Consider the following 20,680-nt stretch of genomic DNA (forward strand, 5'->3'; position numbering starts at 1 on the left):
CAACTTTAAACTTTGCAACTAATAAAAAATGATTGAAACAGATATATTAATAATTGGAGCTGGTCCAACTGGACTTTTTACCGTTTTTGAAGCAGGATTATTAAAATTAAAATGCCATATTATAGACGCTTTGCCTCAACCAGGTGGTCAATTAGCGGAATTATATCCAAAAAAACCAATATTTGATATTCCAGGTTATCCAGAAGTATTAGCTGGTGATTTAGTAACTAATTTAATGGAACAAATTAAGCAATTTCAACCTGGATTTACTTTAGGAGAAACTGCCGAAACTATTGAAAAATTAGAAGACGGAACGTTTATTGTTACATCAAACATAGGAACAAAACATAAAGCAAAAGCCATTGCAATTGCAGGTGGTTTAGGAACTTTTGAACCAAGAAAGCCACTATTAAAAGATGTTGATTTCTACGAACAAAACGATAGAGGAATTGATTATTTTATTAAAGATCCAGAAAAATATCGCAATAAAAATGTAGTAATTGCTGGTGGTGGAGATTCTGCATTAGATTGGAGTATTTTCTTAACTAATGTTGCTTCTTCAGTAACATTAGTGCATAGAAGAAATGAATTTCGTGGAGCTTTAGATTCAGTAGAAAAAGTACAAGAACTAAAAAATAGCGGAAAATTAAAATTAATAACTCCAGCTGAAGTTGTTGGTTTTTGTGGAGCGGAACGAATAGAATCTATTGACATCGAAATCAATGGTGCTAGAATGAATGTTGAAACCGATTATTTCATTCCTCTTTTCGGATTGACTCCAAAATTAGGAGCAATCGCCAATTGGGGATTAGAAATTGAGAAAAACGCTATCAAAGTAAACAATGCTTTAGACTATCAAACCAATATTGATGGAATCTACGCAATTGGTGATGTTAACACATATCCAGGAAAATTAAAATTGATTCTTTGTGGTTTTCACGAAGCAACGTTAATGTGTCAAAGTGTTTATAACAGAATCAATCCAGGAAAACGTTATGTGTTAAAATATACTACTGTTTCAGGAGTTGATGGATTTGATGGAACAAGAAAAGAAGCTGAAAAAGCAGTAGTTAAATCAATCGACTAATTTATTTATGAGAGACATATTCTTTTTTTTATTTTTATTTTTTTTTAATTCTAGTTTTTCTCAATATCCAATTTTAAAAGATTCTACTTTAAAAGCTGGGATTTATAAAGATTATAAAGAATTAAGAGAAAACAGTCCTTCAGTTCAGCTGTTAGGAGGAATTAAAACTGAAACAATTAAATATAATACTAATGGTTCTTTGGAATACTTAAACACCTATTATATTGATGTTGAAGGAAAAAAAGCTAGAGAAATTGGAGATGTTTTTGGTTTTTCGGATGGAAAAAATGTTTTCATAACTTCTGATTATGCTACTAAAATTAATAAAAATGAATTTTACAAGCTCGATTTTATTAATCGGTATAGTTATTTTTATGCAACAGAATCCAGTCAGGTTTTAGATATTCAAATGAATGTAAGAGTTGAAAAAACTTTAAACCTTGAAACTGGGGAAATATTGAAATTAACAAATAGTAGTTTAAAGAACATAATTTCTGATGATAAAGAATTGTTAGAAAAATTTAAAAAACAAAAGAAAAAGTATTTACATTATAAAGAATATTTACTTAATTATTTAAAAGAAAATAAATGATGAATGATGTAATAATTAAAATCACAGACAGAAACGGAGTTAAACACGAAGTTCAAGCACCAACAGACATGAACATGAATGTTATGGAACTAATTCGTTCTTATGAATTAGCAGAAGAAGGAACAGTAGGCGTTTGTGGTGGAATGGCCATGTGTGCATCCTGTCAATGTTATGTGTTGAATGATGTTTTAAAAACAGAACGCAATGATGACGAAGAAGCCATGCTTTCAGAAGCTTATCATGTAAAAGACAACAGCAGATTAGGTTGTCAAATTCATCTATCTGAAGAATTAGATGGTTTAGAAATAGAAATTGCACCAGAGCAATAATCATTTCCTTGTCACGCTGAACTAAAATCTTACCACAATACCTTTTAACCTTCTAACTACTTAAACTTTTAACCTTTTTCTACTTATAATCCTCCAAACGAGCTGGTCCTTCTAAAATTTCTCTAACAATTTGAAGCGTTCCGTCTTCTTTGGTGTCAATTTGCCATTTTATTAGGGATATAGTTCCCGCAGCAATTTCGATTCCGGTTATACTTCTTGGGTGAACGCAACTTCCATCATTAAAATAATGTAAAGCATTTTCACTTGGACTTGGGAATCGTGGTCGATGCGTATGACCTGTTATGGTAATTTTATTTCCGTTATCAGCAATCCATTTTTTGATTCTTCGTTCAACCTTAACTAACTCAACATAATTTTTGGCTGGACTTGTTGGATCCTTAATTCCCCAAACTTGCAATGGTTTCCATAAAACTCGTACTAAAAAACGATTGAATTTCCAACCCACATAATTCATAAAATCAGCTTGATGACCATGCGTTAAAAATAATTCTGTATTAGATTCTTTATGATTTAAAACTATTGCCTCTTCAAATTTAATATTTGGAAATAGTGGAATATTTTTACCTTCTTTAGGTTCAAAATATTCAGATAATAATTTTTTTACTGTATTTGGGTTTTTATAAACAAAATCGTGATTACCAAAAATCAAATGCAAACGATTTTGATTAAAGAATTTTTGCATTAATAAATACACATTTTTATTGGCTTCAAAAACATCCTTAAAAAACATGTTTTCCCATAATTCATCACCATCACCAAGTTCTATGTATGAAAACCCTTCTTTGAAATAATAATTTAAAGCGTGATAATAAATATTTCGATTATTGGCAAAATCATCAGCAAAACTACTATCACCACGATGACAATCACTAAACAAAATAAATTTTGAAGTGTTATCAAAACCTATTCTTTTGGCTTCTTTGTATGCTTTGTCTAGTCTTGTTTGTGATGACATAAATGTGAATTCCAATTTCAAAACCCTAAAGTAGGAATTAATTTGAAATTACGGATGTTTTTTAAACTAAAACCTCTTTTTCAACGATTTGCTCTTCAATAGCATTCCAAAGACCAATTCTTTTTTCTAAGGCATCAATCGAAACAACTTCAACTTCTTTCCATTTTTTCTCGTCAGTTCCACATAATTCATCAATCATTTGCATTGCCATTGGCCCATGTTCGTCAGCATCTAATTCAATGTGTCTTTCAAAATAATAAATCAGTTTTGATAAGTCAGTTTCAGGAAAATTCTTTTGAAAATTCTTTAAAATCTCGGTAAACATATTCGGAATCAAATCTTCTCTTCCAAAAGTAAAAGCAGCCGCAATTTCATGAGGTTTTCCTTGTTCGATAACTCTAAAAGTAAAATCTAAAAAAGATTTCACATTTGGATGTAAATTACTTTGTTTAATAGAAACAAATATGTTTTTTGTACTTTCAACTTCTTCTAAAAAGGCATTGATTTCAGCAGTTTTTGCACCACATTGTTCCATTGCATCCAAATACATTTCATAATGACTTTGGCGTTTTCCATCTAATGATAAATCGGTTTCTTCGGCCACAACAATTTCATTAATTAAATAACGGATTTCTGGATTTCCAACAGGCATCCAAGGTGTAGTTGTTGACGTTAAAGTATTTTGAAGGGCTTTTAACAAAGACATAAAATCCCAAACAGCATACACATGATTTTCTAAAAAATGATGTAAATCTTCAATGGATTTTACGTTATTATATAAAGAATGATTTAGTAATAGTTCTTTATAAGGTAGTATAGCTTTGTTAATAGTATTTGTATTCATGACAATGTGTTTAGTGCTATTATATACGCAATAACTAAACCAAACGGTTTTAATTGCTATACAAAAGTAAAAATGCTTCCCGACAAAGAGAAGCATTTTATATAAATTTTATTTATTGTTTAATTCAATTAGTGTAGTCTTGTCAAGCTGAACTTGATTCAGCTTCTCATTTTTAGATTCTGAATCAAGTTCAGAATGACAGAATAACTTTGAAATTTTATTTAAAAGCCGGAATTCCAGTAATGTCCATTCCAGTAATTAATAAATGAATATCGTGTGTTCCTTCATAAGTAATTACAGATTCCAAGTTCATACTGTGACGCATGATTGAATATTCACCTGTAATTCCCATTCCACCCAAAATTTGTCTGGCTTCACGAGCAATATTAATTGCCATATCTACATTGTTTCTTTTAGCCATCGAAATTTGAGCAGTTGTAGCACGACCTTCATTTCTAAGAACTCCTAATCTCCAAGTTAATAATTGTGCTTTTGTGATTTCAGTAATCATTTCAGCTAATTTCTTTTGTTGTAATTGCGTTCCCGCGATTGGTTTGTCGAATTGGATTCTTTCTTTAGCATAACGCAAAGCTGTGTCATAACAATCCATGGCAGCACCAATAGCACCCCAAGCAATTCCATAACGAGCAGAATCTAAACATCCAAGTGGAGCACCTAAACCAGATTTGTTTGGTAATAAGTTTTCTTTTGGAACTTTTACGTTGTCAAAAATCAATTCACCAGTTGCAGAAGCACGAAGTGACCATTTATTATGCGTTTCTGGAGTTGTAAAACCTTCCATTCCACGTTCCACGATTAAACCGTGAATTCTTCCTTCTTCATTTTTTGCCCAAACAATTGCAATATCTGCAAAAGGAGCATTCGAAATCCACATTTTGGCGCCATTTAAAAGATAATGATCACCCATATCTTTAAAATTAGTAGTCATTCCACTTGGATTTGAGCCATGGTCAGGTTCTGTTAAACCAAAACATCCGATGAATTCACCTGTAGCTAATTTTGGTAAATATTTCATTCTTTGCTCTTCGTTTCCGTATTTCCAAATTGGATACATTACCAATGAAGATTGAACTGATGAAGTCGAACGCACACCAGAATCACCTCTTTCAATTTCTTGCATGATTAAACCATAGGAAATTTGGTCTAAACCTGCTCCACCATATTCTTCTGGAATATAAGGACCAAAACCACCAATTTCACCTAAACCTTTAATAATTTGTTTAGGGAATTCGGCACGTTGAGCGTAATCTTCAATGATAGGAGAAACTTCTTTCTTAACCCATGCACGAGCAGAATCACGAACTAATTTGTGTTCTTCGGTTAATAAATCGTCTAAGTTATAGTAATCAGGTGCTTGAAATAAATCTGGTTTCATATGTTTTTGTGTTTTTATATCTGAAAATCTATCGTTTGAAAATCCGAAAATCTTCCTAACGAAATCGTTTGCAAATTTACATAAAGAAATTTAACAATTTAAAGAACGAATGTTATAATTTTTAATAACAGGATAAACTTTTATTTAAAAATGAAATTAATTAAGAAAAGTATTATTTTTATAGTATGAAAAATCCAATACTATTTTTTACTTTCTGCATTGTTTTTTTAAACTCTTGTTCAAACAAATACAATTTGAATAACAGAGAAATAAAGATGTTGAATGATGAAATTGATATTATGGCAGAAAATGATCAAAAAGACAGATTGGCTTTGTATAATTTAGATTCAATTTACAAACAAGATAGGTTTACTACAATGAAGTCCATGGCTATAAAAAAGGAGTTATTAGGCTTAAAGTATGATGAATATCAATATAAAATAGATAGTCTTTGGATTGAGATTAAAAAAAAAGATGAAGTAAATACAAATAAACTTATTGAAATAACAAAAAAATATGGTTTTCCAAATAATAAAAGGTTAAAAGTATATAAGGCAAAAGCTTATTTTATTTTTGTTCACTCTCCAAGAAACTATTTTGAGCAAATAAATGAAATTGTAGAAAAGGAATATTCAGAAACTAGAATGACTGAATATGAGAAAGAATATATTTATTGGAATAGTAAATATGAAAGAAAAGGAATGCCTCCTATGTGTGGAGAAAATGGTGAGGCTATAAAAAACACCAATTAAAACCTTAATCACAAACTACATCTTCAAATAAAAATCCTTCGTCAAATTAATATTAGCATCTGTATATTCATGACGGTTGTTTTTAATAACTGATTCGCTTTTCTTTTAGAATGTATTTACAAGTTTTTATTGTAAAAATCAGTTATGAGGCCTTTTTAAATTCACTTAAAAAAATTTAACAAATTAAAGAATGAATGTTATAAAACAACATTTATAATTTTTTATTAAAAAAAAGGACCTTTAAAAAAACCATAGCTAAATGAGTTATTTCTTATTGAAATAAATTTTATTGAAGTTGTTTTTTTTATTAAGTATTTGATAATAAGTATTTTGTATTTATTTTTTAAATGTAAATAAATCTTGAAGAAGTTGTTTTTATTCAGTTTTTAATCAGCTAATAAGTGGGTGAGAAAAATTTTTTTTGTGCTGATTTTTGATCAAAAAACCATTAATCTCTAATTTCAAAAAGAACACAATGTGCTTTTAATCGATTATATTTGCATTTAATCGATATATTTAATATGTTTGACAAAGATTAACCCCATAAATCTAATTATCATGAAAAGACTTTACGCCAAATTATTAATATTGGCATTTTTATTACCAATATTTTTAGGAACTAATTCATGTTCAAGTTCAGAAAAAGGAGTTGTAGAATCTATTCAATCAAATAAATATAGTGAGTTATTGACTACAAAGCTAATAAATGATTATAGAGAATCTAAAGGGTTAAATAAGTTAGAAGCTTCAGATCTTGCTTCCTTGCTAAGTTCTGATTATGATAAATATATGATATCAACTAACATTGCTGGATATAATAATGATGAAAAAGCCAAAGGCAAACAAGGTGTTGAGTTTGGAGCAAAAAATGTTGTAGAAAACACATCTTTTAATTATGACAATTGCTCTTTATTAATTGATAATTATCTTAATAATTCCGATATAAAAAAAAATAAATAAACTTTTTAAGAGCGCTATCTGTACCTTTACTCAGCTTCAAGACGAGAGAGTTTCTGTTTTTATAAATGAGATTTATTTAAGAACAAAGTATAAAATGTAATTCGTGGATTCAGTTCCATAACCTATATATGTCTTTATTGATAGTGTTTTCGCTAATAAAACTCTACATCTTCAAATAAAAATCTTTAGTCAAATTAATATAATCATTCGTATATTCATGACGATTGATTTCAACAACCAATTCATCAGCCACTAAAACAGATAATTCATAACGTTTAAAAGCTAATAAACTTCTAACTATTGGTGTTTTTTGAGAACCTCTAACGTGAGTAGCTTTTACAGGATAAAGTTCAAATTCTGCACATAAATTCAGAAAACGTTCTTCTTCTTTAAAGGGAATAACTACAGCAAAAGTTCCGTTTTCAGATAATAATAAATCAGCAGCTTCAACCAAATCTTCAAAAGGCATTGCATCTTGAAATCTAGCTAGATCTCTTTGAGTATTATCTGTTTTAAAATCTTCAGCATAAAAAGGAGGATTGGAGATAATAATATCATATTCGTCCTCTGGATCTTCAACTATTTCGTCTAATCCAGCATGAAAACAAAATAATCGATCACTCCAAGGGGAATTTTCATAATTTGATACACATTGTTCATACGCATCTTCATCAATTTCTACTGCGTCAATTTGTTTAGCATTAGTTCGTTGAGCTAACATCAAAGATAAAATTCCAGTTCCAGCACCAATATCTAAAATCGAATTAGGGTTGTTGTCAATTGGACACCAAGCACCAAGCAAAACGCTATCTGTACCCACTTTCATGGCACATTTGTCTTGTTCTACGTTAAATTGTTTGAATTGAAACAAAATGGTTATTGATTTAATAAAAATTATTGAACACTAATAACTGAGCGCTGAACACTTTTTTAAAGATACATCTCCACAAGTCCTTCAGGAATATCCATTTTAAAAATTTTGTTCTTTCTGTCAACTTCTATAATAAAGTCATCAATTAACGGAACTAAAATTTCTACCTCACCATTCATTATTTCTAATAAGGGTTGGTGATTACTGTCATTTACTCTTTTGATATTTCCAATTTTCCCTAAACGAATGTCTTCCACAAGAAAATCAGTAATTTCGTGATAATAAAATTTATCACCTTCTAATTTAGGTAAAAATGACATAGGGAGATAAACTTCACAATTCATAATTGCATCTGCATCTTCTTCAGATTCTACATCTTCAAAGCGTACACGCAAGAAATTATTTTTATGAATGCCAGATTTTAAAATAAAAAATGGAACCAAGTTTTTGTGTAATTCCACAAAAACTGATTCCAAATTTTCATACAAATAAGGTTCGTCTGTATCTAGATAGATTAAGACTTCACCTTTAAAACTGAATTTTTTAGCGATTTTGCCAAGATAGAAACATTGTTCTTTTTGCATTATCGCACTAAATTAAGCTTGTGTTTCTTCGTTGTTTTCTTCTACAGCAGGAGTTTCTTCAACTTCAGCTACAGTTTCTTCAGTTGCAACTTCTACTTCTTCAACTACCTCTTCAGTTGGTTGAGCAGCTTCAGCAGCAGCTTTAGCACGTTTCTCATTAGCTTCTTGTTCTAATTTAAAAGCTTTCGCTTTTGCATCTTCTTTTGCTTTTGATAATCCGTCTTTTTTAGCACTAACAGTTCCGTCTTTCTCGTCTAACCAAGCAGTGAATTTTGCATCAGCTTGCTCTTGGGTTAAAGCACCTTTACGAACTCCTCCATCTAAATGGTGTTTCAATAAAGCTCCTTTGTAAGATAAAATTGCTTTCGCTGTATCAGTTGGTTGTGCACCATTGTGTAACCATTGAACAGCTGCATCTACATTCAAATCAATGATTGCAGGGTTTGCAGTTGGATTGTAAGTTCCGATTTTCTCTAAGAACTTACCATCTCTTTTTGATCTAGCATCAGCTGCTACGATCCAGTAAAAAGGTTTCCCTTTTTTACCGTGTCTTTGTAATCTAATTTTTACAGACATAATCTTGTGATTAAATTTTGAGGTTCTCGACCTCTGTTAATTAAGGGTGCAAATATATAAAACTTTTAGTTAACTAAATTTATATTTTAAAAATTATTACTTTTTGTTCGTTTTTTTAATACAAAATTTTACATTTGTACGTTTATATGTTTCAATACCTACTAAAAAATATCAAAAATGAAGAAAATAATTTTAGTTTTAACAATATTAGTCACATTTGCTTCTTGTACTGATGATGTAGCTTTTAATGATCCTTCTTTTCAAGGAATTAAAAATGGAGAAAATTGGAGAGCAAATGATGCAAGAGTAATTTTAAATCCAGATGGTTCTATGACTGTTGAGGCATATTCTCAATTTGAAATTGTAACTTTTGAAGTTTCTTCTGCTAATGTTGGAGTAAGAACTTTTGGAGTAAATACAGCTAATGTAGCGACTTATGACATTACAATTGATGGCGTTACTGATTCATATGAAACCGGTGTTAATGTTGGGAGTGGTGAGTTAAAAATTACTGAAAGTCCAACCGTAACCGGAAAATTATCTGGAACTTTCAAATTTAGAGCTGTTAATGCAAACGGAATTGAAGCTGGGTATACTAATGGTGTTATTTATAGTGTTCCTGTAAAATAATTGCAAATAAAATTTATAAAATACCACGCTAATTGCGTGGTTTTTTTGTTTTTGTTAATAACTAAAATTGATTTCTAAATTCTGAAATAGTATTTTTGAAAAGTAGATTTAAATCTAAAATCTATAAACTCAATTCAAAAATCTTTTATCAGATGTATTTAATTTTCGATACCGAAACTACCGGATTACCAAGAAGTTGGTCGGCTCCAATTACGGATACTGATAACTGGCCAAGATGTGTTCAAATTGCTTGGCAGTTGCATGATGAAATGGGAAATTTAATTGAACATGAGGATTATTTAGTAAAGCCAGATGGATATAACATTCCTTATGATGCAGAACGAATTCATGGTATTTCAACAGAATTAGCAGAACAACAAGGGATTCCATTAATTGAAGTGTTAGAGAAGTTTAATATTGCACTTTCGAAAACTAAATATATTGTAGGTCAAAATTTAGGTTTTGATGTCAATATCATGGGATGTGAATTTCATCGTATGAACGTTGGTTCAGATATGTCAAAAATGCCAGTTTTAGATACTTGTACTGAAGTTACAGCTGAATTAATTAAGTTGCCTGGTGGTCGTGGAGGCAGATTCAAATTGCCAACATTGACTGAACTACATCAATACTTATTCAATCAACCTTTTTCAGAAGCACATAACGCAACTGCCGATGTAGAAGCAACAACACGTTGTTTTTTAGAATTAATTAAACGTGAAGTTTTTACAAAAGAACAATTAGATGTAAGTCCTGATTATTTTCATAGATTCAAAGAACATAATTTAGGAGAAATTCAGTTAATTGGATTGAAACATATCAATTTAAAGAAAGCTTCTGAAGATATTAGAAAGCGACTTCAAAAAATTGAACAAGAAAACACGCAAACTACTGTTTCAGAAACAGATAAAAGCGATTTAAAAGAAGCTAAATTTGTTCATTTACACAATCATTCCCAATTTTCAGTCTTACAATCTACTATTGGTGTTCCTGGTTTAGTTGTTGAAACTGCCAAAAATAAAATGCCAGCTGTTGCCATAACAGATACTGGAAACATGATGGGAGCTTTCCATTTTGTAAGTGCTGTTATGAATCATAATAAAGCAGCGAAAGCTAAAATTGAAGCAGCCATTGAAGCTGGTGAAGAACATTCAGAAACAGAAATAAAACCTATTGTTGGATGCGAATTCAACATTTGTGAAAATCACGCGGATAAGACCAAAAAAGATAATGGATATCAAGTTGTGCTATTGGCTAAAAATAAAAAAGGGTATCACAATTTAGCTAAAATGTCTTCCATTGCTTACACTGAAGGATTCTATTATGTACCAAGAATAGATAAAAAAGTTGTTGAGCAATACAAAGAAGATATTATGGTTTTGTCTGGGAATTTATATGGTGAAATTCCGAGTAAAATTCTAAATATTGGTGAAAATCAAGCAGAGGAAGCCTTAATTTGGTGGAAAGAACAATTTGGAGCTGATTTTTATTTAGAAATTATGCGTCACAATCAAGAAGATGAAAATCGTGTGAATAAAACCTTGATTGAGTTTGCTGAAAAACATAAGGTCAAATTAATTGCAACAAACAATACATATTACTTAAATAAAGAAGATGCTAATGCACACGATATTTTATTGTGTGTAAAAGACGGTGAAAAACAAGCTACACCAATTGGACGTGGACGTGGTTATCGTTATGGATTGCCAAATCAGGAATATTATTTCAAGTCACAAGACGAAATGAAAAAACTTTTTTCTGATTTACCAGAAGCCATAGTTAATATTCAAGAAATTGTAGATAAAGTCGAAATTTACTCACTTTATAGAGATGTATTACTTCCAAAATACGATATTCCAGAAGAATTTATAAATCCAGAAGATGTAAATGATAATGGAGTAAGAGGGGAAAATGATTATTTACGAAGTCTTACGATAGAAGGTGCTAAAAAACGATATGGCGAAATCACACCTGAAATTCAAGAACGATTAGATTTTGAATTATTAACGATTTCAAATTCGGGTTATCCAGGTTATTTCTTAATTGTACAGGATTTTATTGCAGAAGCACGAAAAATGGATGTTTCTGTTGGTCCAGGACGTGGTTCAGCCGCTGGTTCAGCAGTAGCTTATTGTTTAGGAATAACAAATATTGATCCAATTAAATACGATTTACTTTTTGAGCGTTTCTTAAACCCTGATCGTGTATCTATGCCTGATATTGATATTGATTTTGATGATGAAGGTCGTAGCCGTGTAATGGATTATGTAATTAATAAATACGGAAAAAATCAGGTTGCTCAAATTATTACTTATGGTAAAATGGCAACAAAATCAGCTATTCGAGATACAGCTCGTGTGCTAGATTTACCACTTTTTGAAGCAGATAGAATTGCCAAGTTAATTCCTGGTATGATGCCTTCAAAATGGAATTTAGCAAGGTTTATTTCTGAAAAAGAAGAGGATGTTAAAAAAGCATTACGTTCCGATGAGTTTGATAAAGTAAAAGAATTAATAGCAATTGCTAATAATGGAGATCTAGCTGGAGAAACCATTCAACAAGCAAAAATTTTGGAAGGTTCAATGCGAAACACAGGTATTCATGCTTGTGGAGTTATTATTACGCCTTCAGATATTACCAATTTCGTTCCGGTTACAACAGCAAAAGATTCTGATTTATATGTTACACAATTCGACAACTCGGTTGCAGAAAGCGCTGGATTGCTGAAAATGGACTTCTTGGGATTAAAGACATTAACTTTAATTAAAGACACGGTTAAACTTGTTAAATATCGAACAGGAATTCAATTAGATCCAGATGAATTTCCTATTGATGATGAAAAAACATATGAGTTATTCCAAAGAGGAGAAACAGTTGGTATTTTCCAATACGAATCTCCTGGAATGCAAAAATACATGAAGGATCTTAAACCAACAGTTTTTGGAGATTTAATTGCCATGAATGCATTATATCGTCCTGGGCCATTGGAATATATTCCATCATTTGTTAGAAGAAAAAACGGTGAAGAAGAAATAAAATATGATTTAGATGCTTGTGAAGAATATTTAGGAGAAACATACGGAATTACAGTTTACCAAGAACAAGTCATGCTTTTGTCACAATCACTAGCTGATTTTACGAAAGGTGAAGCCGATGTCTTGCGTAAAGCAATGGGTAAAAAACAAAAAGAAGTTCTTGATAAAATGAAGCCTAAATTTGTGGAACAAGCTTCTGCAAAAGGTCACGATGCAACGGTTTTAGAGAAAATTTGGAAAGATTGGGAAGCTTTTGCAAGTTATGCCTTCAATAAATCGCACTCAACTTGTTATGCTTGGATTGCTTATCAGACAGCTTATTTAAAGGCACATTATCCAGCAGAATATATGGCTGCGGTACTTTCCAATAACATGAATGATATCAAACAAGTCTCATTTTTCATGGAAGAATGTAAGCGAATGGGGTTAGAAGTTCTTGGCCCAGATGTTAATGAATCCTATTACAAATTCACGGTAAACGAAAATTATGCCGTCCGTTTTGGAATTGGTGCAGTAAAAGGTGTTGGAGCAAATGCAGTTGATACAATTGTAGAAAACAGAAAAGACGCACCATACAAATCTATTTTTGATGTGGCTAAGAAGATTGATTTAAGAGCAGCTAACAAAAAAGCTTTCGAAAGTTTAGCCTTAGCTGGTGGATTTGATTGTTTCGCAGAAACACATAGGGCTCAATATTTTCATGATGAAGGAGATGGAATTACATTTCTCGAAAAAGCCATAAAATATGGAGCTAAATTTCAGGAAAATGAAAATTCTTCCCAAGTAAGTTTGTTTGGTGATGCTTCAGAAGTGCAAATTGCAGAACCAGTTGTCCCACCTTGTGAAGAGTGGAATACTATGCAAAAATTAGCACAAGAAAAAGAAGTAGTCGGAATTTATATTTCGGGTCATCCGCTTGACGATTATAAATACGAAATGAAATATTATTGCCCTACTAAATTACAAGAACTTAATGATTTAAATACCCAGGTCGGAAAAAACATTAGTGTTGGAGGAATTATTACAAAAGTGGAGCATAGGGTTGCAAAAAACGGAAAAGGCTGGGCTATGTTTTCGTTAGAAGGGTATGATGAAAGTTTTGATTTTAGGATTTTTGGAGAAGAATATTTAAAATTTAGACATTTTTTAATTCAAAATAACTTCACTTTTATTCGATTCAATGTAAAAGAAGGTTGGACAAATCAAGAAGGGAAAAAAGGAGATCCAAGATTACAGTTTCTAGAAGTCAAAATGCTTCAAGATGTTTTAACGACGTATGCTAAAAAATTAATCCTACAGTTCAGTATTGTAGAACTTCAAGAAAAAATGATTCAATCTTTATCTGAGTTGTTTTCAACTGCAAAAGGAGATCATCAAGTCACGATTGAGGTTATGGAATTAGAGAAAATCAAAAAAGAAGTGGTTTCGGAAATTCAAGCTTTTGAACCTTCTGATGATGAAAATGAAGAAGAATTACTACTTAGCGAAGGAACAGACGAAGAGGAAACCGCAACAGTTGTAGAAACGACTATTGAAGAAGAAATTATAGTCGTAACTAAGTTGAGTATGCCAAGTAGAAAGCTGAAAATTCAAATTTCTAATGAGTTGTTAGCTGAGCTAGAAAAAATGCAAATCAACTTTAAGTTGAATTAATGTTAGCCATCAAACATCATAAAAAAGAAGAAGACTTTATCTTTGTCAAATATAAATAAAACAAAAACCATGAAAAAATTAGCAGCTATAGTGTTATTTAGTTTAGCATTAACTTCTCAGGCACAAATTGCAGATGCACCAGAAAATGTAAGTCCACTTTTAATTGGAGAAAAAATCCCAAATACAGAGCTATCTGGTATTGATGGAAAGAAAGTAAAAACAGATAAAATATTCAATAAAAAAACAGTTTTGGTTGTTTATCGTGGGGGTTGGTGTCCATATTGCAACAATCAACTAGCAGATATGCAAGAAATTGAAAGCGATATTTTAAGTTTAGGGTACCAAATAGTAGCTATAAGTCCAGATTCACCAAGTTTTCTAAAAGAAACAGAAACAAAAGATAAATTAAACTACGCTTTATACTCAGACAGTGAAGGAAAATTTTCTCAAGCCATTGGAATTGCATTTGCAGCGCCAGAAAAATACGGAAAAATGTTAGGTAAATATTCAGATGACAAAAACACTTCGTTTTTACCAGTTCCTACAGTTTATGTTTTAAACGAAAAACAAGAAATCGAATTCATGTATATTAATCCAAATTATGCAACACGTTTAAAAGGAGAACTTTTATTAGCGGTTTTAAAGAATTTATAAATAAAACTATAAGTAAAATTTATGCAAATTATAAAAAGTTGGTATATTTATTTCTAACTTTGTATTTCAGTTCGAAACAACTCAAAACTAATTAATAACCACATTAAAAATAAAAGAAATGGCATTAGCAATAACAGATGCTACTTTTGACGAAGTAGTTTTAAAATCAGATAAACCAGTAGTAGTAGATTTTTGGGCAGCTTGGTGCGGACCATGTAGAATGGTTGGACCAGTTATCGATGAAGTTTCTTCAGAATATGAAGGAAAAGCAGTAGTTGGTAAAGTTGATGTTGACGCAAACCAAGAATTTGCTGCAAAATACGGAGTTCGTAACATTCCAACGGTATTAATTTTCCAAAACGGAGAAGTAGTAGGTCGTCAAGTTGGAGTAGCTCCAAAGAAAACGTATACTGATGCAATTGATGCATTACTATAATATTTAAAGATTAATAGTATTAAAAGGTTCAGCGAAAGTTGAGCCTTTTTTTTTATTCCCATCCTTTGGAGGGGTGCCCAAAGGGCGGGGTGGCTTTTCATAACCATTGGCAATAAATAAAACCTTAATCCCTTCAGAAGCAAATCGTCGTCTTGTACTTGCCAATGTAATTCCTGCTGTCCATTCTATATTTATTACGAGGAACGAAGTGATCTTTTAAACAATAATTCGTTTCGCAATAAAAGGATGCCATTCCCATCAGGGCTAAAAGAGTTGTCATTTGTTTATTTATTAAGTGTCCGAAAATCCACAATCCGAAAATCCATAATCCAAAAAACTTTAATTATCTTTGAGACATGAAGATAGAATCCCAAATCCAAAAAATAGCAAGTTTTGAACATTTAGAGCTTTTAGCCAATCAAATTGTAGAAGGCTTTATATCTGGAATGCACAAATCACCTTTTCATGGGTTTTCTGCCGAGTTTGCCGAACACAAAATTTATAATCCAGGAGAAAGTACTCGTCACATCGATTGGAAGCTTTTTGCAAAAACAGATCGACTTTATACTAAACGCTACGAAGAAGAAACCAATTTGCGCTGTCATTTAATTTTGGACAACTCTTCTTCCATGCATTACCCAAAACTGGCAGAGAACGACTTATTTTACAAGAATAAGATAGGTTTTTCAGTTTTAGCTTCAGCTGTCTTAATGAATTTATTAAAAAAGCAACGCGATGCAGTCGGAATTAGTGTTTATTCTGATAACTACGAATATTATGCATCAGAAAAAGGAAGTGATAGACATCACAGAATGATTTTAAGCAAGCTGGAAGAAATTTTAATAAGCAAGCCAGAGCAGAAACAAACCGATACAGTTACGTTCTTACATCAGATCGCAGAGAATATTCATCGTAGGTCTATGATTATATTGTTTTCTGATATGTTTCAAAAAGAAGACGAAGAAAAAATATTCAAAGCACTACAGCATTTAAAGCATAATAAGCATAAAGTGGTCTTGTTTCATGTATATGATAAGAAAACGGAGGTAGATTTTGACTACGATAACAAGCCAAGAAAATTTATTGACGTAGAAACTGGAGAAGAAATCAACCTTTTTGCAGAAAATATCAAAGAAGAATACGAAAAAAAGATAGTTGAATACAATAAGACAATAGCAAATACATGTATGCAATACCAAATTCAGTACATTCCTGTTTCTATTGAAGAAGGATTTGAAAAAATTTTAACCACATATCTTATTGAGAAACAAAAGTTTGGATAAAAAGATAAAAAATAATTGATTTTTTTTCATCAAAACGTTTGTATAATTAAAAAAGCGTCCTATATTTGCAACCGCAATGAAGCAATGGTCTGGTAGTTCAGTTGGTTAGAATACCTGCCTGTCACGCAGGGGGTCGCGGGTTCGAGTCCCGTCCAGACCGCGAAATTGGGAGAAGCGATTCAGAAATGAATCGCTTTTTTGCCCAAAATAAGTATCAAAGATTAGTTGTGTTGTTTGGTCAGCCTTTGTAACGTTGACCATGGTTTAGTAGTTAAACCGATGAAAAGCTTTTCCGTTAACTCGGAATGGCTTTTTTGTTTTTTATAGAAATTTTAATTTTTTATTTGTACCTGTATAAATATATATATTAGCAAATTAAAACCTAAAGACATGAAAAAAACATTACTCTTATTTTTCTTTTTTGCATTTACCAATATTTTTGCTCAAATAATTCCAGTAGCAAATCCAATTTCACAAGCAGTTTTAGATACTTTTACAAAATGTGACTATTTTGGAAACAATGATAGTATTGAACAGTTTGATTTAACTGCTGTAATACCAGATGTTTTAGGAACTCAAACAGTTCCACCAATATCTATTTCTTTACACACAAACTTTATAGATGCAAACTTTGGAGGTAACTCTATAAATAATCTAGCTTCATTTCAAAATACATCAAATCCGCAAAGTATTTATGTTAGAGTAGAGCGAGCACATGATGACCCTTGGAATACCTCACCAGAATATTATGTTACAACAGAATTCACAGTAACCGTAGGTTTGTTACCTGAACCAGTAATTACATCAAATACAGGTTCTATATTATTTGTATTGATAATAGCATAGGAAATCTTGTTAGCAGCTTAACGTTAGATAGTGGACTATCATCTAGTTCAAATTACACATATCAATGGTCGTTGAACGGAATAGCAATATCAGGAGCAACAAATGCTACGTATGAAATAACAACGGTAAATCCTGGAGATTATAGTGTTAATGCTACAAGTTCAGGCTCTTTAGGATGTTTGGGTTCGACAAGTTTTACTGTAGTTCAGTCAAGCACTTGTTCTTTGCAAACAAATACTTTTAATGAAAGTAATATTACAATGTATCCAAATCCTGCTAAAAATCAAGTAACAATTTCATTAGACAACACAAATGAAATTATTGAAAAAATAAGCGTGGTTGACATACTAGGAAAACAAGTAATTCAATTAAATAAAGTAAATGAAGTAACTAAATCAATAGATTTATCTTCATTAAATACTGGAATTTATTTCATTGAAATAGAAAAACAAAACAAATTAGTTGTCAAGCGCAAGCTAATTGTGAATTAAGAATTTAGATTAAGTTAAGTTTTAAAAAACCATCTGAAATGAAAATTTTAGGTGGTTTTTTGTTTAAAACCAGACTTCCAAATTTGAAAAGAATACTACAAGGTAAATTCCAAGCAACAACAAACAAAAAAGTACTTTCATAAAAGTTGAAGCTAACAAGCCTAAAAACGAACCTACGGCAGCTTTAAAAGCACCTTTAGTGTCTTTTGAGTTATATATAAGTTCTCCGGCAAAAGCTCCTAAAAAAGGACCAATTACAAATCCGAATGGTGGAAAAAATAATCCTACAATCAATCCAATGTTTGTTCCCCAAATTCCATATTTTGTTCCTCCAAAATGTTTTGTTCCTTTAGAGGGTAAGATATAATCTAAAACAGCAATAATAATTGTGAGAAGTAACGTAATTCCTAAAATCCAATAATTAATTTTAATTTCAGGTATCAAATAAATAAGTAAAAGCCCAACCCAACTAATAGGTGCTCCTGGTAAAGCAGGTAAAATACTTCCAATAATTCCAAAAAGAATTAAGACTAAACCAAAAATCAGCAAAACATATTCCATAGTAGAATTGATTTATTTTATTACAAAAAAAGTATATATTTGTTTTATTACCTAATTTAAAGATAATTTATGAATAGTTTATTGTTTTCATCAAGGAATTTATTTTTGATATTGATGTTTTTTTGTTCTTTAACTTGTTTTTCACAAGAAGAATCCATAAATGTTCCATTTGCTGTAATAGAAGATATACCAAGATTTCCTAAATGTATTGATGCTTCAATTAAAGAAGCAAAAGAGTGTTTCAATCAAGAGATGTTTGATCATGTAATGAACAATTTTAACTACCCTAAAAAAGCTAGAAGAGACAATATACAAGGAAGAATATTCGTTTTATTTTTAATAGATTTTGAAGGGAATGTTTCTATAATAGATACAAAGACGCCTGTTGGATGTGAATTATTAAGAGATGAAGCAATTAGAATTATTAAACTACTTCCAAAATTTAAACCAGGAGAGCAAAAAGGAAAACCTGTTGGAGTTAGTTATGCACAACCAATAAATTTTAAGTTGAATTAATAAAATACCAATTATGAGAATAGTTTTTTTATCAATAATATTGTCTTTTTTTATTAGTTGTTCGGGTTATAAACATAACAATAGTTTTGTAAAGAAAGGTATAGAACCTCGAAGTGAAAAAGATGTTGTTTGGCAAAATTATTTAATTAAAATAAAAGAAAATAGTTCCCAAAAAAAGGCTTTTACAAATGATGTAAAAAGTAAAACCCAACCAACAATTGATTATAATAAAGTATATAATGTAGTAGATCGTTCAGATTCAATTCAAACAGAATCTACTCCAAAATATATGTTAAAAGAAAATTTAGTTGATATTAATGAATTTATTCAAGCTCATATTTTAAAGAATTTTAAATATCCAGAATTCGCTCAAGAATACGAAATTCAAGGAAAAGTAAATACTTATTGTGAAATAGATCAAGAAGGAAACTTTCATATTAAAAATGTTAACGGACCAAAGTATGGTTTGATTCTAGAAGAAGAAGCCATTCGAATATTGAGTTTAGTTCCAAAAGCTCAAACACCAGCCATACAAAGAGGAACGGCAGTAAAAGTTACTATGTCTATTCCAATAATGTTTAAGTTGAATTAAAGATGAATAATTTAAATTATTTTTCAAAAATCGTTTTTTTTCTATTTATTTTAAATATTGGTATAAGTTATTCGCAAGAAATTGTAGTTCCCGAATCTGAATCAGAACCTGAAATACCATTTCAAATAATAGAAAAAATTCCAGAATTTGAAGGTTGTGAAGGTTTGAAGTCAAATGAATTAAGAGCTTGTTTTAATGAACAAATTCAAAATCATATTCGTAAATATTTAGTGTATCCAGATGAAGCACGAGAACAAAACATACAAGGAAAAGTTTATGTTGCATTTGTAATTGATTTTGAAGGCAATGTAACAAAAGTAAAAGCTAGAGGCCCAAGTGGAGCCAGCATATTAGAAGAAGAAGCAATGAGAATTGTTAATTTATTACCTCAATTCAAACCCGGAATTCAACGCGGAAAACCAGTAAATGTGTCTTTCTCTTTACCGATAAGATTTAAATTAGATGAACCGTCAAAAAAGAAAAAATAATCAATCATGAAATCAGTTTTTAAAGCAGCTACATTAATTTTGATATTCTTGTTATCGGTAAATTGTTTCTCTCAAGAGGAAGAAGGTAAGTCTGTTCCTTTTGCAGTTTTGGAAGAAATTCCTATGTTTCCAAATTGTAATGATATTCCGAAAAGTGAAGAAAAAAATTGTTTTATGCAAGAAATGAATAATCACATTAAATTGAATTTTAAGTATCCAAAAAGAGCTGTAAGAAACAATATTCAGGGAAGAGTTACTGTAAGGTTTCTTATTAACCATGAAGGTTATGTTGTTATTTCAAAAACAATAGCATCAGAAGGGTGTGAATTATTGTCGGAAGAAGCAGAAAGAATCATAAACCTTTTGCCAAGATTCAAACCAGGAATGCAAAAAGGTAATCCTGTAGGTGTCTTTTATGCTCAGCCAATTGTTTTTAAATTATAGTAATATCCTCATAAATAAAGCATTAAATAATTTTGATGCTTTTTTTATACATTATTCAACTAAAAAATTAGTTTAAACTAAATA

At 30.8% G+C, this 20,680-nt stretch carries 23 protein-coding genes and 1 tRNA gene; 17 read left to right on the forward strand and 7 right to left on the reverse strand.

What is annotated here, in order from left to right; translation table 11 throughout:
- The first annotated feature begins 28 nt into the window (after positions 1-28).
- Genes AAC008_RS03655 through AAC008_RS03665 form a run of 3 tightly spaced genes read left to right on the forward strand, consistent with a single transcriptional unit; the run spans position 29 to position 2,008 of the window.
- Positions 29-1,087 (forward strand): NAD(P)/FAD-dependent oxidoreductase, encoded by a 1,059-nt coding sequence (locus tag AAC008_RS03655; protein ID WP_339887479.1) that lies wholly within the window; start codon positions 29-31, stop codon positions 1,085-1,087.
- A gap of 7 nt (positions 1,088-1,094) precedes the next feature.
- Entirely contained in the window at positions 1,095-1,679 is a 585-nt protein-coding gene (locus AAC008_RS03660) for a hypothetical protein (protein WP_339887480.1), read from the forward strand.
- Positions 1,679-2,008 (forward strand): ferredoxin, encoded by a 330-nt coding sequence (locus AAC008_RS03665; protein ID WP_339887708.1) that lies wholly within the window; start codon positions 1,679-1,681, stop codon positions 2,006-2,008. Before AAC008_RS03660 ends, AAC008_RS03665 begins: the two co-directional genes overlap by 1 nt.
- A 79-nt stretch (positions 2,009-2,087) precedes the next feature.
- On the opposite strand, the gene AAC008_RS03670 is transcribed toward AAC008_RS03665, so the two are convergent.
- From AAC008_RS03670 to AAC008_RS03680, 3 genes are all read right to left on the reverse strand, one after another.
- The gene (locus tag AAC008_RS03670) at positions 2,088-2,984 is read right to left on the reverse strand and encodes a metallophosphoesterase (protein WP_339887481.1); all 897 of its coding nucleotides are present in this window, start codon (positions 2,982-2,984) and stop codon (positions 2,088-2,090) included.
- 61 nt (positions 2,985-3,045) lie between these two features.
- Positions 3,046-3,828, reverse strand: coding sequence for a DUF3050 domain-containing protein (locus AAC008_RS03675; protein WP_339887482.1), 783 nt, complete (start codon positions 3,826-3,828; stop codon positions 3,046-3,048).
- A gap of 217 nt (positions 3,829-4,045) precedes the next feature.
- Positions 4,046-5,224, reverse strand: coding sequence for an acyl-CoA dehydrogenase family protein (locus AAC008_RS03680; RefSeq protein ID WP_339887483.1), 1,179 nt, complete (start codon positions 5,222-5,224; stop codon positions 4,046-4,048).
- A 254-nt stretch (positions 5,225-5,478) separates the two neighbouring features.
- Between AAC008_RS03680 and AAC008_RS03685 the strand changes: the two genes are divergently transcribed.
- A complete protein-coding gene (locus tag AAC008_RS03685) occupies positions 5,479-5,976 on the forward strand; it encodes a hypothetical protein (RefSeq protein WP_339887484.1) in 498 nt (165 codons plus the stop codon).
- Between the two features lie 558 nt (positions 5,977-6,534).
- Positions 6,535-6,936, forward strand: a complete 402-nt coding sequence (locus AAC008_RS03690) for a hypothetical protein (RefSeq protein ID WP_339887485.1) — start codon at positions 6,535-6,537, stop codon at positions 6,934-6,936.
- Positions 6,937-7,099: 163 nt separating this feature from the next.
- Here the strand turns inward: AAC008_RS03690 and AAC008_RS03695 are convergent, their stop codons facing one another.
- The 3 genes from AAC008_RS03695 to AAC008_RS03705 are packed head-to-tail and all read right to left on the reverse strand — an operon-like array spanning position 7,100 to position 8,967.
- Positions 7,100-7,807 (reverse strand): methyltransferase, encoded by a 708-nt coding sequence (locus tag AAC008_RS03695; RefSeq protein WP_339887486.1) that lies wholly within the window; start codon positions 7,805-7,807, stop codon positions 7,100-7,102.
- 59 nt (positions 7,808-7,866) lie between these two features.
- A complete protein-coding gene (rimM, locus tag AAC008_RS03700; protein WP_339887487.1) occupies positions 7,867-8,391 on the reverse strand; it encodes a ribosome maturation factor RimM in 525 nt (174 codons plus the stop codon).
- 12 nt (positions 8,392-8,403) lie between these two features.
- Positions 8,404-8,967: a 30S ribosomal protein S16 gene (locus AAC008_RS03705; RefSeq protein ID WP_339887489.1), complete on the reverse strand. Its 564-nt coding sequence runs from the start codon at positions 8,965-8,967 to the stop codon at positions 8,404-8,406.
- Between the two features lie 177 nt (positions 8,968-9,144).
- Between AAC008_RS03705 and AAC008_RS03710 the strand changes: the two genes are divergently transcribed.
- The 8 genes from AAC008_RS03710 (at position 9,145) to AAC008_RS03745 (ending at position 17,995) form a co-directional block, all read left to right on the forward strand.
- Complete coding sequence (locus AAC008_RS03710) at positions 9,145-9,597, forward strand: DUF6252 family protein (protein ID WP_339887490.1); 453 nt, start codon at positions 9,145-9,147, stop codon at positions 9,595-9,597.
- 152 nt (positions 9,598-9,749) lie between these two features.
- Complete coding sequence (gene dnaE / locus AAC008_RS03715) at positions 9,750-14,285, forward strand: DNA polymerase III subunit alpha (protein WP_339887491.1); 4,536 nt, start codon at positions 9,750-9,752, stop codon at positions 14,283-14,285.
- A gap of 69 nt (positions 14,286-14,354) precedes the next feature.
- Positions 14,355-14,939 carry a peroxiredoxin-like family protein gene (locus AAC008_RS03720; protein WP_339887492.1) on the forward strand — a complete coding sequence of 195 codons (585 nt, stop codon included), beginning with the start codon at positions 14,355-14,357 and terminating at the stop codon, positions 14,937-14,939.
- Positions 14,940-15,057: 118 nt separating this feature from the next.
- On the forward strand, positions 15,058-15,375 hold the full coding sequence (gene trxA / locus AAC008_RS03725) for a thioredoxin (protein ID WP_026717477.1): 318 nt from the start codon (positions 15,058-15,060) through the stop codon (positions 15,373-15,375).
- A 356-nt stretch (positions 15,376-15,731) separates the two neighbouring features.
- Positions 15,732-16,658, forward strand: coding sequence for a DUF58 domain-containing protein (locus AAC008_RS03730; protein WP_339887493.1), 927 nt, complete (start codon positions 15,732-15,734; stop codon positions 16,656-16,658).
- Positions 16,659-16,744: 86 nt separating this feature from the next.
- Positions 16,745-16,818 (forward strand) — tRNA-Asp (locus AAC008_RS03735).
- A 230-nt stretch (positions 16,819-17,048) separates the two neighbouring features.
- Positions 17,049-17,504 carry a hypothetical protein gene (locus AAC008_RS03740; protein WP_339887494.1) on the forward strand — a complete coding sequence of 152 codons (456 nt, stop codon included), beginning with the start codon at positions 17,049-17,051 and terminating at the stop codon, positions 17,502-17,504.
- A gap of 71 nt (positions 17,505-17,575) precedes the next feature.
- The gene (locus AAC008_RS03745) at positions 17,576-17,995 is read left to right on the forward strand and encodes a T9SS type A sorting domain-containing protein (protein WP_339887495.1); all 420 of its coding nucleotides are present in this window, start codon (positions 17,576-17,578) and stop codon (positions 17,993-17,995) included.
- A 63-nt stretch (positions 17,996-18,058) separates the two neighbouring features.
- Here AAC008_RS03745 and AAC008_RS03750 read toward each other — a convergent pair whose 3' ends face one another.
- On the reverse strand, positions 18,059-18,556 hold the full coding sequence (locus tag AAC008_RS03750) for a DUF456 domain-containing protein (protein WP_339887496.1): 498 nt from the start codon (positions 18,554-18,556) through the stop codon (positions 18,059-18,061).
- Positions 18,557-18,625: 69 nt separating this feature from the next.
- Here AAC008_RS03750 and AAC008_RS03755 point away from each other — a divergent pair, with 69 nt between their 5' ends.
- Genes AAC008_RS03755 through AAC008_RS03770 form a run of 4 tightly spaced genes read left to right on the forward strand, consistent with a single transcriptional unit; the run spans position 18,626 to position 20,596 of the window.
- Positions 18,626-19,072, forward strand: coding sequence for an energy transducer TonB (locus AAC008_RS03755; protein WP_339887497.1), 447 nt, complete (start codon positions 18,626-18,628; stop codon positions 19,070-19,072).
- Positions 19,073-19,085: 13 nt separating this feature from the next.
- The gene (locus AAC008_RS03760; RefSeq protein WP_339887498.1) at positions 19,086-19,664 is read left to right on the forward strand and encodes an energy transducer TonB; all 579 of its coding nucleotides are present in this window, start codon (positions 19,086-19,088) and stop codon (positions 19,662-19,664) included.
- A 2-nt stretch (positions 19,665-19,666) separates the two neighbouring features.
- The gene (locus tag AAC008_RS03765; protein WP_339887499.1) at positions 19,667-20,152 is read left to right on the forward strand and encodes an energy transducer TonB; all 486 of its coding nucleotides are present in this window, start codon (positions 19,667-19,669) and stop codon (positions 20,150-20,152) included.
- Positions 20,153-20,158: 6 nt separating this feature from the next.
- Positions 20,159-20,596, forward strand: a complete 438-nt coding sequence (locus tag AAC008_RS03770; protein ID WP_339887500.1) for an energy transducer TonB — start codon at positions 20,159-20,161, stop codon at positions 20,594-20,596.
- The last annotated feature ends 84 nt before the right edge of the window (positions 20,597-20,680 follow it).

Source organism: uncultured Flavobacterium sp. (assembly GCF_963975515.1).
Classification (GTDB): domain Bacteria; phylum Bacteroidota; class Bacteroidia; order Flavobacteriales; family Flavobacteriaceae; genus Flavobacterium.